The organism is Sinomonas mesophila (genome assembly GCF_001999765.1).
Classification (GTDB): Bacteria; Actinomycetota; Actinomycetes; order Actinomycetales; family Micrococcaceae; genus Sinomonas; species Sinomonas mesophila.
The window spans coordinates 388,323-401,741 of the sequence record NZ_KV908322.1 but is presented as its reverse complement, the minus strand read 5'-3'; the positions used below and the strand labels follow the sequence as shown (position 1 = coordinate 401,741).

Below are 13,419 nucleotides of genomic sequence, written 5' to 3'. Positions count from 1 at the left end.
TCCGGCTTTTGCGCCGTCTTTGCCGTGCATAAAGCTGCCCGAATGATCTCTCAGTATTCCATTCACAAAGTTGCTGACGTCTTCGCCAAAGTACCAGACATCACCATTTCTGCGCTGGGCCAAGTAGTCCCTGGTTTGGCAAGGAATTGCAACAAGACGACAACCCCAATGAGTATTCGGGTTCTCAAGCTCTGGGTCGTCGTCTCGATGGTGCGCGATCGCCCGTCAGCTGCGGCCGGCCCCTTCCGTGGCAGCTTCGGCGCGGGGTGTCTGAGCGTATACGTCCTTGCTGACCTCGTATCCGTGCTCGTCGAGATCAAGCGCTTGGGCATTGACTTCTGCCAGTTGCGCGTCGCTGAGTTGCTCAGCCTTGGTGAGGTCCAGCGTTTCCTGCCTTTCGCCGCCGATGGCTGTCACTTTCACCAATCCCGTCCCGGCTGAATAGAATTTGCGCTGGTTGCCTACGGCCGGTTCGAGCGGGTTGCGCTCGTTGATCTCCAGCAGGCCCCCGTAGCAGCCGGCGGGGACGCAGAGGGCGACGTCCATGCTGATCGTGCGCGCACAGTCAAGGAAGCCCACGGAAGGGGCGTGTCCCTGGACATATTCCGGTGTCCGGGTACGGGTCTGGGGCTGGGCCTGCATGGCAATGCCGGCCTGGCTCCCGGATATCCCGTGAATGAAGGTGTTCGGCGCGCCAATGAATACGTCATTTTCGAACTCTTCAGGATATTCCCCGAAGAGCCAGACCGTTCCGGCGTTGTCCTGGGCGAAGAATGCCAGTTCAGATTCAACCAGTGCACCGTCCTGGTAGTCGCGGTCCCACATCACCAAAGTCTTCACCCCGTCGATGACCTTGGTCAGGCCGGTAACAGTATGAGTGACGATACGTTCGGTGGTGCCATCGGCGGCCTCGACGGTGCCCGTTGTTGTGTACTGCATGCCCGGCTTCAACGGAAACCACTGGTTGTCGATCTTGGGAGATGCCGGGAAGGCTGTTTTGTCGAAGTTGATCGCCGACCCTGGGCCGCAGAGTTCCTGGGCGTCCGTTGGCGCTGGTGTCGATGCCGGCGGTGACGACGTTGCGGGGGCAGAAGTCGTCGGAGGTTGGGGTGAACCTGGTGTCGCGCACGATGCCACCGTGGCCATCGCCAAAAGCAGCGTGAAGACAGTGCCAAGGGCGGACAGACCCCTATTGGGCTGGAACATTAGCGTGGTCTTTCGGGAGTTGGAATGAAATGATCCGGGTGCGGGGCAGCATCCCCTGGGCCCAGATGCTGTCGGGCCCCGCGCGCGAGTCCCGAGCCCTTGCTAGTACGTGCAGGTTGAGCAGGATTTTCGTCCTCGTTCGGAATACGTGCGTCGAGGCGCTTCCGCTTCCGGGCGTGCAAGGGCCGCCAGCCATCATGTGGTTGTGTTCGCTTGCCCCAGCCCATGTGTCCGCCAACCATTCCCGTAGGCCCTGCCCGAGGAACGGATTTTGCCATGGGCACAGGGTAGGAGCCGGCCGCTATGGGGGACAAGAAGGTGGTGTACTCGTCTTTGCTCGGGCCATTTCGCGGAATTACCCGGTCGCTGACGAGTTTGTGCCTGTAGCGGCCGGATGCCTGGGGACAGACTGCTGTCTGCGGTGAATTGCTGGCCCAGGTGCGTGGTCACCGCCACCACCTCTTCATCACCGAACAGCGAAGGACTACTCGGCCGACGTCGGGGCTCCATCGCCCTTGTGGGCTCCCTGCCGGGCCTCGGGCGGCGAAACCACGACGGCGAGCACCCCAAGGCCCGTGTGCGCCGCGAGGACGGCCGGCAGGGGCGTGACGACGATGCCCCCATCTGTCGCGCCCACGGCGCGGGCGAGGCCCGCCGCAAACTCCTCGGCCTCGTCCGCGTTGCCGAAGTAGTGCACGGCGAGGTCGGGCGCGCCGCACGCGGCGCACTTGTCGAGGGCGAGCTCGCGCAGGCGGGTGAGGGCGCGGGCGGAAGTGCGGACCCGCTCGAGCGGGACGATGAGCCCGTCCTGGAGCGTCAGGATCGGCTTGATCGCCAGCATCGTGCCGATGAGCGAGGCCGCGGTCCCTATGCGGCCCCCGCGGCGGAGCTGCTCGAGGCTCGGAACGTAGAACAGCGCCTCGGAGCCGGCGAGCCGCGCGAGGGTTGCGTCGCGGACCGCGGCGGGGTCGGCGCCGTCCGCCGCGGCCAGCACGGCGTCGCGGACGGCGAAGCCGAGGGCCATCCCCGCCGTGCGCGAGTCGACGACCTCGACCGGGATCCCGACCCGCTCGGCGGCCAGGCGCGCCGCGTCAGCGGTCCCGGACAGTCCCCCGGAGAGGTGCAGGGACACGACGCCCTCGAAGCCGGCCTCCTCGAAGGAGCGGTAGGCACGCTCGAACTGCCCGGGCGAGGGCCGCGAGGTCCGCACGGGCCGGCCCGCGGCAAGGGCGACGCCGAGTGCCGTGTCCACGTCCTGGCCCTCGGTGAAGATCTCGTCCCCGGCCATGACCGGCAGCGTCACGGACGCGAAGCAGCCCAGCCGGGCGAACTCCTCGGACCACGAGGCCGGCAGGGCCGCGGCCGAGTCGGTGACGACGGCCGTGCGCGGCCGCGCCACTGGGGCCGGCGCGGGCCGGAGCCGGCCGAGGCCGCGCCGCAGCCACGCCCAGGCCGGGGCCTCAGGAACCTTCCCCTCCCCCATGGCGGCCGGATCAGGCAGGGACGATGTTGACGAGCTTCGGCGCCCGGACGATCACGGTGCGGATGCCGCGGCCGTCGAGGATGCGGGCCACGCTGGGCGAGGCCAGGGCGAGCTCGCGGAGGGCGTCCTCCGTGATGTCCGGTGCGACGTCGAGGCGGTCGCGCACCTTCCCCTGGACCTGCACGACGGCGGTCACGGTGTCCTCGACGGTCAGTGCCGGGTCGTGCTCCGGCCAGGCCGCATTGGCGACCGACGGCTCGTGCCCGAGCGCGGCCCACAGGTCCTCGGCCGTGTACGGCGCGAAGAGGCTCAGGATGATCGCGAGGGCCTCGACGGCCTCGCGCACGGCCGGGTCGGAGCCGCCCGGACCGGCGTCGATGGCCTTGCGGGTGGCGTTGGTCAGCTCCATGGCTTTGGCCACGACGACGTTGAACTTGTGCGACTCGACGAGCTCCGTCGCCTCGGCGAGCGTGCGGTGCGTGACGGCGCGCAGGGCGCGGTCGCCTCCCGCCGGGTCGGTGCCGGGGGCGCTCGTGACGTCCTGGCCGAGCCGCCAGGCCCTGGCGAGGAACTTGGCCGAGCCGGACGGCGAGACGTCGGCCCAGTCGACGTCGTCCTCGGGCGGGGACGCGAAGACCATGGTGAGGCGCACGGCGTCGACGCCGAACTGGTCGAGCTGCTCGCCGAGGTCCACGCCATTGCCGAGGGACTTGCTCATGGCCTTGCCGCCGTTGAGCACCTGGCCCTGGTTCATGAGCGCCGCGAACGGCTCGTCGAACTCGATGAGCCCGATGTCCTTGATGACCTTGGTGAAGAAGCGGCTGTAGAGCAGGTGCAGGATCGCGTGCTCGACGCCGCCCACGTACTGCGCGACGGGCATCCAGTTCCTCGCGGCCTCGGGGTCGAACGGGCCCTCGGCGTAGTCCGGCGAGAGGTACCGCAGGTAGTACCACGAGGAATCCACGAACGTGTCCATCGTGTCCGTGTCCCGCGCCGCGGCCCCGCCGCAGGACGGGCACGCGACGTTGACCCACTCGGCCGCGGCAGCGAGCGGCGAAGTCCCCTTGGGCGCCAGCTGCTCGCCGCGCAGGTCGTCCGGCAGGCGCACAGGCAGCTGCTCGTCCGGGACCGGCACCTCGCCGCACTCGTCGCAGTGGATGATGGGAATCGGGGCACCCCAGAAGCGCTGGCGGGACAGGAGCCAGTCGCGCAGTCGGTAGTTGACCGTGCCCTGGCCGGTGCCGGCGGCCTCGACGATCTCGATGGCCTTCGCGATGCCCTCGGCCTTGGAGAGGCCGTCGAGCGGGCCCGAGTTGACGAGCGTGCCCTCGCCGGCGGTCGCGACGCCGGTCTCCGCCGGGTCCTCCTCGCCGGTGTCCAGGACGGCACGCACGGGCAGGCCGAAGGCGCGGGCGAAGTCGAGGTCGCGCTGGTCGTGCGCGGGGACGGCCATGATCGCGCCGGTGCCGTACTCGGCGAGGACGTAGTCCGCCGCCCACACAGGGAGCCGCTCGCCGTTGAGGGGGTTGACGGCGTAGCGGCCGAGGAAGACGCCGGTCTTCTCGCGGTCGGTGTTCTGCCGCTCGATCTCGGAGAGGTTCTTGACCCGGTCCTGGTACTCGGCGAGCTCCTGCGCGTGGCTGGGCGCGACGAGCTCGGAGGCCAGCTCGGCGTCGGCCGCGACGACGAAGAAGGTCGCGCCGTAGAGCGTGTCCGGACGGGTCGTGAAGACGGTGACGTCGCGCTCGGGAAGTGACCCCGCGCCGTCGTGCGCCCCCTGTACGGCCTCGATCGCGAAGTGGACGTGCGCGCCCTCGGAGCGGCCGATCCAGTTGCGCTGCATGGCGAGGACGCGCTCCGGCCAGTGGCCCTCGAGCTCGGCCATGTCGTCGAGCAGGCGGTCCGCGTAGTCGGTGATCTTGAAGTACCACTGGTTGAGGGCCTTCTTGGTCACCGGGGTGCCGCAGCGCTCGCACGCGCCGTTGACGACCTGCTCGTTGGCGAGCACCGTCTGGTCCTTGGGGCACCAGTTGACGGGGTGGTTCTTGCGGTAGGCCAGGCCGCGCTCGTAGAAGCGCAGGAAGAGCCACTGGGTCCAGCGGTAGTACCCGGGGTCCGAGGTGTGCAGGCGGCGCGACCAATCCAGGCTCAGGCCGTAGCGCTTGAACGAGGCCGCCTGGGTCTCGATGTTCGCGTACGTCCACTCGGACGGGTGGGCGTTGCGCTTGATGGCCGCGTTCTCGGCGGGCAGGCCGAAGGAGTCCCAGCCGATGGGGTGGAGGACGTCGTAGCCCTTGAGGCGCCAGTAACGGGCGACGACGTCGCCCATCGCGAACGCTTCGGCGTGGCCCATGTGCAGGTCGCCTGATGGGTACGGGAACATGTCGAGTACGTAGCGGCGCTCACGGCTTCCGTCGTCTTTGGGCGTGAAGACGCCCAGCTCGTCCCACACTGCCGACCACTTGGCCTCCACGGCGGGGAAGCTGTAGCCGCCGTCGGAGCTACGTTCGACCGCTTCCTTTGCTGCTCCGGATTCGGTCTCCGGCTGAACGCTCACTGCTGCCCTCTTCTGTTCTTCCATGACGCCTGCCCGGTCATGACGGTTCCCACTCCTGCCTCGGACCAGTTGATCCACAACACACAAAAGCCCCTCGACACATGAGGGGCGGCCGCTCGGCGTGACGCCGGGCGGCTAGCTAAGCAGGAGGCTTGCGTGCATGGTCCTACTCTAGCCGCTCCACGGCGACCCGCGCGAAAGCGGGCATGTGCCAGGGCCCAGGCCACGTGCTGACCACCCCCATTGCGGCGGCGACCCAATCGGTTCACTATGTCTCTAGGTCTGGGGGATCACCAAAGGTCTCATCAGGTTATGAGGAGCCTGAAATGCAACTTTGGTGCGGCGCATGCCCGCCTGCCGGCCGAGCTTTGACGGCCAATCGCTCTTCGCTTTCTCCCGGACAACCCAGGCCTTAGCCATGTTCGGCTGGGTGACACGGTTCAGCCTGCAATTCCGCATCCTTGTGCTCGCGATCGCGGCGGGGATCATAGGGTTCGGAATCGTCAACATTCCTCGTATGGCAGTCGACGGCCTCCCGGAATTCGCCCCCGCTCACGTTGAAATCCAGACAGAAGCCCTTGGCCTGTCCGCGACGGAAGTGGAGCAGCTCATTACAACCCCGATGGAGGCCGACCTTCTCAACGGGGTTCCCTGGCTTGAGGAGATCCGGTCGAAATCGGTGCCCGGCCTGTCCTCCGTCGAACTCGTCTTCCGTCCCGGCACTGACTTGATGCGTGCCAGGCAGCTGGTCGCAGAGCGTATGACGCAGGCGCACGCCCTGCCCAACGTCTCTTCGCCCCCGCTGATCATGCAGCCTCTCTCGTCCACGAGCCGGCTGCTCATGGTGCGCATGTCCTCCCAGCAGCTGTCCGGGATTGACCTGTCAGTGCTGGCTCGCTGGAAGATCAAGCCGCGCCTCCTTGGCGTCCAGGGTGTAGCGAACGTATCCATTTGGGGCCAGCGTGAACAGCAGCTCCAGGTGGAGGTCGATCCCAGTAGGCTGCGTGACAAGGGCGTGACCCTGGAACAGATCGTGAAGACCACGGGCAACGCGGTATGGGTCTCACCCCTGAGCTTCCTCGAGGCCTCGACTCCGGGCACCGGCGGCTTCATCGAGTCGCAGAACCAGCGCCTCGGCATCCAGCACGTCCTGCCGATCCGCAGCCCGCAGGAACTCGCCCAGGTGCACGTCGAGGAGTCGAATCCGTCCGTACTCCTCGGCGACGTGGCCTCGGTGAAGGAAGACCATCAGCCCCTCATCGGCGATGCCCTGGCCGCTCAGGACCCAGGCCTTCTCCTGGTCATTGAGAAGTTCCCGGACGCCAACACGCTCCAGGTCACAGGAGACGTCGAGGCCGCACTGAAGGACCTTGAACCCGGCCTGTCGGGCGTCGCACTGGACACCTCCATCTACCGGCCAGCCTCCGCCCTGCAGGAAACTGTGGACCGGCTTGGCATCGCCCTGCTGATCAGCCTTGCCATCCTGGTTGCCCTGTTCTGGCTCCTGTTCAGGAGCTGGCGTGCCGCCTTGGTAGCCCTCGTGGCTCTGTCGACGTCGGTGACTGCCGCGGTCCTGGTTCTGGACATGCAGGGGGCGACCCTGAACGTCACGGTTCTGGTGGGCATCCTCCTAGGCGTGACGCTCATCGTGGGCGACACCGTTGAAGATGTCCATGCCCAGCTTCGCGGCTCCCGGCCTGCAGGAGTCCAAGGGAACGGGGACTTCAAGTCGCACGTGACGGCTGCCGTCCGCTGGGTGCGCACGCCCTTGCTGCTGGCGTCCCTTACCGTCGTTCTGGCGATGGTGCCCGTCCTGTTCACGACAGGCATTGGTGTTGCCTTCTTCAGCCCGCTCATCTGGGCCATGGCCTTGGCACTTGCGGCAGCCTTCATCGTCGGCATCGGTGTCACCCCCGTCATGGTGCATCTGCTGATGAAGCGCCATGCGGTCGAACGGCCTGGGCCGGGCCGCTTCGAGACCGTCCACCGCTACTACGACCAGGCCCTGGACCGTGGACGCAACATGCTTGCCGTCGTTGTGGCGGCCGTCGCCGTCGTCGGACTCGCGGGGCTCCTGGTCGCGTCGCAACTGGGCGGCGACCGTGCAGTCGTGCCGACGCTGCCGGACCGCACCGTCCTGATTCAGTGGGATGCCATGGCGGCGACGTCCACCTCGGAAGTGAGCCGGATCGCGGCCAGGGCCGCGGACGAGCTGCGTACCATTCCCGGCGTCACCAGCGTGGGCGGCCATGTTGGACGCGCCATCACCTCCGACCAAGTGGTCGGAAACAGCTCAGCGGAGCTGTGGGTCTCCGTAGCCCAGAACGCTGACTACTCGCAGGTTGAAAGCGCCGTCAGGGACGTCGTCAGCGGCTACCCGGGCATCGCGCACAACGTCATCAGCTACTCGCAGCAGCAGGTCGGGGAAGTGCGCTCCGGCGTAGAGCCCGGCTTCGCGGTCCGCGTCTTTGGCACGGAAATGAACGTCCTCCGCGAAAAGGCCGAGGAAGTCCACAGGGCCATCAGCGGCATCCAGGGACTCGATTCGCCTCGCATCAACTCCACCACCCGGCTTCCCGTCCTGGAGGTCGAGGTGGATCTGACCGCGGCCCAGAAGGTCGGCATCAAGCCCGGCGACGCACGACGGGCAGCAGCCACCCTGATGCAGGGCATCGTGGTGGGCAACCTCTTCGAACAGCAAAAGGTCTTCGAAGTGGTGGTCCGCGGCACGCCGGACGTCCGGGACGACCTGACCAGCCTGCGCGATCTTCTCATCGACACGCCCGATGGTGGTCATGTGAAGCTCGGCGACATCGCCCAGGTCCGGATCGTGTCGAGTGAAACAGTCATCCACCACAGCGCCTCGATCCGGTACATCGATATCGTCGCTGACGTCCGAGGCCGCCCCCTGGGCGATGTCGAACGCGATATCCGAGCCGCTATCCAGACCGTGCAGTTCCCGGTGGAGTACCACGCCGAGATCACGACGAAGTACGCCGAGCAACAGAACGCTGGGCTGCTCGCCATGGGCATCGGGGCCGCCGCCCTCATCGGCGTGCTGCTCCTGGTCCAGACTGCCGTCCGCAGTTGGAAGACAGCGGTGGCTGCCTTCCTCGGCTTCCCGGCAGCGCTGTCAGGCGGCTTCCTGGCTGCGTTCCTGGCTGGACGCTCCGTGTCCTGGATTTCGCTGGCAGCGCTCGCCGTCCTGCTGGGCATTGTGGTCCGCAACACGGCGGTCTTTGCCGCAGCCTGCGACCGCGGTTGGCGCGAGCAGGCCGACGCCTCCCGCGCCACGGTGGTCATGGCGGCAGCCAGGGAACGCGTCGTTCCGGTGCTCAAAGCCGCTGCCGTCACAGCCATAGCGCTCGTCCCGATCGCGCTGCTTGGCGGGGCGGCGGGCTCGGCCGTCGTGGCGCCGATGGCACTCATCATCCTCTGTGGTCTGGTGACCACGACGCTCTTCGCTCTCCTGGTAGTCCCGCTGGTGCTGCTGTGGTTCGGTCCCGAACATGGCCCGGAGGACTGGGAAGCGATCTACCGTGTGGAATTCCCTGCGATGCAGGAAAAGGTGGAAGCAAGATGACACGTCGTCCTTCAACCGGCCGCCAGGCGGCGGCCGGTGCGGCCAGTTCTCTCTGGCTGGTGCTCGGGTTGTTCTTCGTATCGGGCTGCGGCACGTCCTCGATGGCCGCGGACTCAGTGGCGGAGCCGCCCGCCAAGGTGGAGAAGAACGCCTCGACCGGAATCGCCAAAATCACCCTGTCCGAAAAGGCCATTGACCGGCTGGACCTCCAGACCGCGACAGTCCAGGCAGGATCGGAGGGGGTGGCGGTCACGCTGCCTTACGAAGCCCTGCTCTACGACGCCAAGGGCGGAACGTGGGTCTACGCAAATCCCGAGCCGAGGGTCTACCAGCGGCAGGCGGTGACTGTTATCCGCATCGAAGGTGGCACGGTGTTCGCTTCCGCCGGGCCATCCGTGGACACGGTGATCGTCACCACAGCAGCGGCCGAGCTCTTCGGCGCCGAATTCGACACGGCACACTGACATGCGCCGCATTGTTGCCGCCAGCCTGAGGTTCCGCTCAATCATCCTGGCGCTCGCAGCGGTGCTCATGGTGGTGGGAAGCGCCCAGCTGAGCACGGCGTCCGTGGATGTGTTCCCGGAGTTCGCTCCGCCACGCGTCGAGGTCCAGACGGCCTGCCTTGGCCTGACGGCCTCCGAGGTCGAAGAGCTCGTCACCGTGCCACTCGAGGAGGCCTTCAACGGCATCGAGGGCCTGACCGAGCTCCGCTCCAAGTCTGTCCCCCAGCTGTCCTCCGTCCTCCTGCTCTTCAAGCCGGGCACGGACCAGGTGGCCGCCAGACAACTCGTGTCCGAAAGAATGGCCCAGGTCCTGCCGACGCTACCCACCTGGGCAGCCCCTCCGATCATGCTGCAGCCCCTGTCCTCGACCAGCCGGGTGATGAAGATCGGCCTGTCCTCGGACACCCGATCCCTCATCGAGATGTCCATGATCACCTACTGGAACATCCGGGCGCACTTGCTTCGGGTGCCGGGGGTGGCCAACGTGGCCATCTGGGGTGAACGGATCCAGATGCTCGTGGTGCAGTCGGATCCCGTGCGGATGCAGCAGCACAATGTCAGTCTGGAGTCGGTGATGACCGCGACGTCGGAAGCCCTCGACTCCGGCCTCCTCCAGTACACACCTGGTTCCCTCACGGGGACAGGCGGTGCCTTGGAGACGGGCAACCAGTCCCTCGGCATCCGACACGTCCAGGCCATCACCAGCCCGGAGGACCTCGCCCAGGTTCCCGTGGAGGAACGGCCCGGAGGCGCAGTGAAGCTCGGCGACGTGGCAGACGTCGTCGAGGACCACCAGCAGCTGATCGGTGATGCCGTGATCGACGGTGGGCCCGGCCTCATGCTGATCGTGGAGAAGCTGCCGTGGGGCAACACGGTGGAGGTCACCAAGGGCGTTGAGGAAGCGCTCAAGCAGATCGAACCTGGCCTCAGCGGCATCAAGGTGGACACCACCCTGTTCCGGCCGGCCACCTTCATCGAGGAATCCATCAACAACCTCGGCCTGGCGCTCCTCTTCGGCTGCCTCCTGGTCATCCTGGTGCTCGCCCTCTTCCTGTTCCAGTGGCGCACGGCCTTTGTCAGCGTCGTCGCCATCCCGCTGTCCCTCCTGGCCGCCGCCCTGGTCCTCTACTGGACAGGAGGCACGGTCAACACCATGGTGTTGGCCGGCCTGGTCATTGCCGTGGGGGTCGTCGTCGATGACGCCATCATCGACGTCGAAAACATCGTCCGGCGCCTCCGAAAGCACCGCGCGGCAGGGGACGGCTCCATGACGGCGCGGGTGGTGGTGAATGCCTCCATCGAAGTCCGCGGTCCCATCGTCTACGCGACGCTCATCATCATCGCCGCCACGGTGCCGATCTTCTTCCTGGACGGCCTGACCGGCGCCTTCTTCCGGCCCCTGGCCATTTCCTACACCTTGGCCGTGCTGGCCTCGATGGTCGTCGCCCTCACGGTGACCCCGGCACTCGCCTACATCTTCCTGCGCCGCGCACCGCTGGAAGACAAGGATCCGCCGGTGGTCAGGGTGCTGAAGCGCTGGTACCACAAGGTCCTCCAGCCCGCGGTCAAGCGCCCCATCCCGGGGTATGCCGCCGTCGGCGTGCTGGCCATCGCCGGCATCGTGACCGCGCCACTGCTCGGGCAGTCCCTGCTGCCTGAATTCAAGGAACGCGACTTCCTGATGCACTGGATCACGCAGCCGGGAACGTCCAATGCAGAGGAGGTCAGGGTCAGCCAGGCCGCGTGCAATGAGCTCATGACCATCCCCGGCGTACGCAACTGCGGCTCCCACATCGGCCAGGCGTTGGTCGCGGACGAGGTGGTGGGCGTGCACTTCGGTGAAAACTGGATCAGCGTCGACCCTGCAGTGGACTACGACAAGACACTGGCCTCCATCCAGGAAGTCGTGGAAGGCTATCCGGGCATCAAGCGGGACGTGCAGACCTACCTGAAGGAACGCATCCGTGAAGTGCTGACCGGTACCGGCTACGCGGTGGTCGTTCGGGTGTACGGCGACGACCTGGCGGTCCTGCGCGAGCAGGCCGACAAGGTCAAGTCCGTCCTGGCCGGCGTGCCCGGCGCGATCACTCCCAAGGTGTCCCTCCAGGTGAACATACCGCAGATCGACGTCGAGGTGGACCTCGCCAAGGCCAGCCAGTACGGGCTCAAGCCCGGTGACGTCCGCCGCGCCGCGGCCACCATGGTGGCAGGCGAGGAAGCCGGCGACGTCTTCCGCGACGGCAAGGCCTATGACGTGCAGGTCTGGAGCGCCCCGGCCCTCCGCACCAGCGTCACGAGCATCGAAGACCTTCCGATCAGCACGCCATCCGGACAGCTGATCCGCATCAAGGACGTTGCTTCGGTGCAGGTGAAGCCGACGCCGAACGTCATTGAGCGGACGGGTGGTTCCCGGCGCATCGACGTCAGCGCCAACGTCAAGGAAGGCGACCTGGCGGCAGTCGTTGACAAGCTCAACGCGGGACTGGCGACGATCCAGTTCCCCACGGGCGTCCACGCGGAAGTCCTCGGTGAGTACGCCGAACGCCAGGCTGCGTCCCAGCGGCTGCTGATCTTCGCAGGCGGCGCGGTGATCGCGATCTACCTGCTCCTGCAGGCGGCCTTCCGCAGCTGGCGACTGGCCACGCTGATCATGCTGACGCTCCCGGTGGCTCTGGTGGGAGGCGTGCTTGCAGCCATGCTGGGCGGCGGCGTCCTCTCCCTGGGCTCGCTGGTGGGCTTCCTCACGGTCATGGGTATCGCCGCGCGCAACGGCATCCTGCTGGTCAACCACTGCCAGCATCTGGAGGAGCATGAGGGTGAGGAGTTCGGCCATGCGCTGGTCATGCGCGGGGCCGCGGAGCGGCTCTCGCCCATCCTGATGACGACGCTGGCAACGGCCCTGGCGCTGGTTCCCCTGGTGATCATGGGCAACCTCCCAGGACACGAGATCGAGCACCCCATGGCAGTCGTGATTCTCGGCGGCCTGGTGTCCTCCACTCTCGTCAACCTGTTCATCGTCCCGTCGCTGTACCTCAGGTTCGCCAAGCCACGGAGCCGCCGTGAGCGCCGCCCCGAACCCGAGCCAGCGGTCTGATTCGGCCCAACCCTAGTGAAAGGACATCCGTGTTCACTCGGCGACGCCGGATCACCGCCGGCACATCGGCCCTGCTGCTGGTGCTGGGCACGTTGACGCTGGCGACGGCGGGACCCGCCGGCGCAGCGACGACGTCGAACGAACTGTGCGGACCGGGATCGGCCATCACCTTCGATCCGACCGCGTTCCAGACCGTGCCGCGGATCAACAACCCGTGGTTCGCCCTGGAGCCCGGCATGCAGTTCACGACCACCGGCACGGTGACCTCCGCAGACGGCGTCCACACTCATTCAGTGATCCACACCGTCACCGGACTGACCAAGGAGATCGACGGCGTGACAACCCGCGTGCTCTGGGACCGCGACTACGAGGACGGTCAGCTGCTGGAATCCGAGCTGGCGTTCTTCGCGCAGACCCGTGGCGGTACGGTCTGGCTGTTCGGCGAGTACCCGGAGGAGTACGAGAACGGTGAGTTCGTCGGAGCGCCCAGCACGTTCATCCATGGCCTTGCCAAGGCGCAGGCCGGCATCGCGATGCTGGCCAAGCCGTCGCTGAGCGCCCCGGACTACGTTCAGGCCTACGCACCGAAGGTCGACTTCCTGGACTGCGGCAACGTCATCCAGAAGAACCAGCACGTGTGCGTACCGACGGGCTGCTACAACGATGTTCTGGTCATTGATGAGTACAACCCGTTGGATCCTCCCGAGGCCGGGCACCAGCGGAAGTTCTATTCGAAGGGCACGGGATTGGTGAAGGTCACCGCCGTGGGCGGCACGGATCAGGAATTCATGGATCTCGTGCAGATCACCACGCTGAGCGCTGCGCAGCTCAACGAGGTGAACTCGCAGGCACTCGAGCAGGACGCACGCGGCTATACAGTCAGCCGCAGCGTCTACGCCAAGACCGCGCCTGCCCAGGTCGAGTAGCCTCGACCTCTGGCACCATCCGAACAGCGAGAAGGGGCGGCACATGACGTGCCGCCCCTTCCACGTG

General features: G+C 66.7%; 7 protein-coding genes. 4 read left to right on the top strand and 3 right to left on the bottom strand.

Annotated features, from left to right (window positions below; all coding sequences use genetic code 11):
• Window positions 1-225: 225 nt before the first annotated feature.
• The 3 genes from BV907_RS01630 to leuS all read right to left on the bottom strand — a co-directional run bounded on the left by BV907_RS01630 (window position 226) and on the right by leuS (window position 5,246).
• Complete coding sequence (locus BV907_RS01630) at window positions 226-1,206, bottom strand: hypothetical protein (RefSeq protein WP_077487891.1); 981 nt, start codon at window positions 1,204-1,206, stop codon at window positions 226-228.
• Between the two features lie 484 nt (window positions 1,207-1,690).
• Window positions 1,691-2,689: a DegV family protein gene (locus BV907_RS01625; RefSeq protein WP_077487890.1), complete on the bottom strand. Its 999-nt coding sequence runs from the start codon at window positions 2,687-2,689 to the stop codon at window positions 1,691-1,693.
• A 10-nt stretch (window positions 2,690-2,699) separates the two neighbouring features.
• Window positions 2,700-5,246, bottom strand: a complete 2,547-nt coding sequence (leuS, locus tag BV907_RS01620) for a leucine--tRNA ligase (RefSeq protein WP_077487889.1) — start codon at window positions 5,244-5,246, stop codon at window positions 2,700-2,702.
• A 418-nt stretch (window positions 5,247-5,664) separates the two neighbouring features.
• Between leuS and BV907_RS01615 the strand changes: the two genes are divergently transcribed.
• From BV907_RS01615 to BV907_RS01600, 4 genes are read left to right on the top strand one after another with little or no spacing between them, the layout of a single operon-like run.
• On the top strand, window positions 5,665-8,829 hold the full coding sequence (locus BV907_RS01615; RefSeq protein ID WP_077487978.1) for an efflux RND transporter permease subunit: 3,165 nt from the start codon (window positions 5,665-5,667) through the stop codon (window positions 8,827-8,829).
• A complete protein-coding gene (locus tag BV907_RS01610; RefSeq protein WP_139346540.1) occupies window positions 8,826-9,293 on the top strand; it encodes an efflux RND transporter periplasmic adaptor subunit in 468 nt (155 codons plus the stop codon). The genes BV907_RS01615 and BV907_RS01610 overlap by 4 nt, the downstream gene beginning before the upstream one ends.
• 1 nt (window position 9,294) lies before the next feature.
• Window positions 9,295-12,426, top strand: coding sequence for an efflux RND transporter permease subunit (locus BV907_RS01605; protein WP_077487887.1), 3,132 nt, complete (start codon window positions 9,295-9,297; stop codon window positions 12,424-12,426).
• Between the two features lie 29 nt (window positions 12,427-12,455).
• Window positions 12,456-13,352, top strand: a complete 897-nt coding sequence (locus BV907_RS01600) for a hypothetical protein (RefSeq protein ID WP_077487886.1) — start codon at window positions 12,456-12,458, stop codon at window positions 13,350-13,352.
• Window positions 13,353-13,419: the final 67 nt, after the last annotated feature.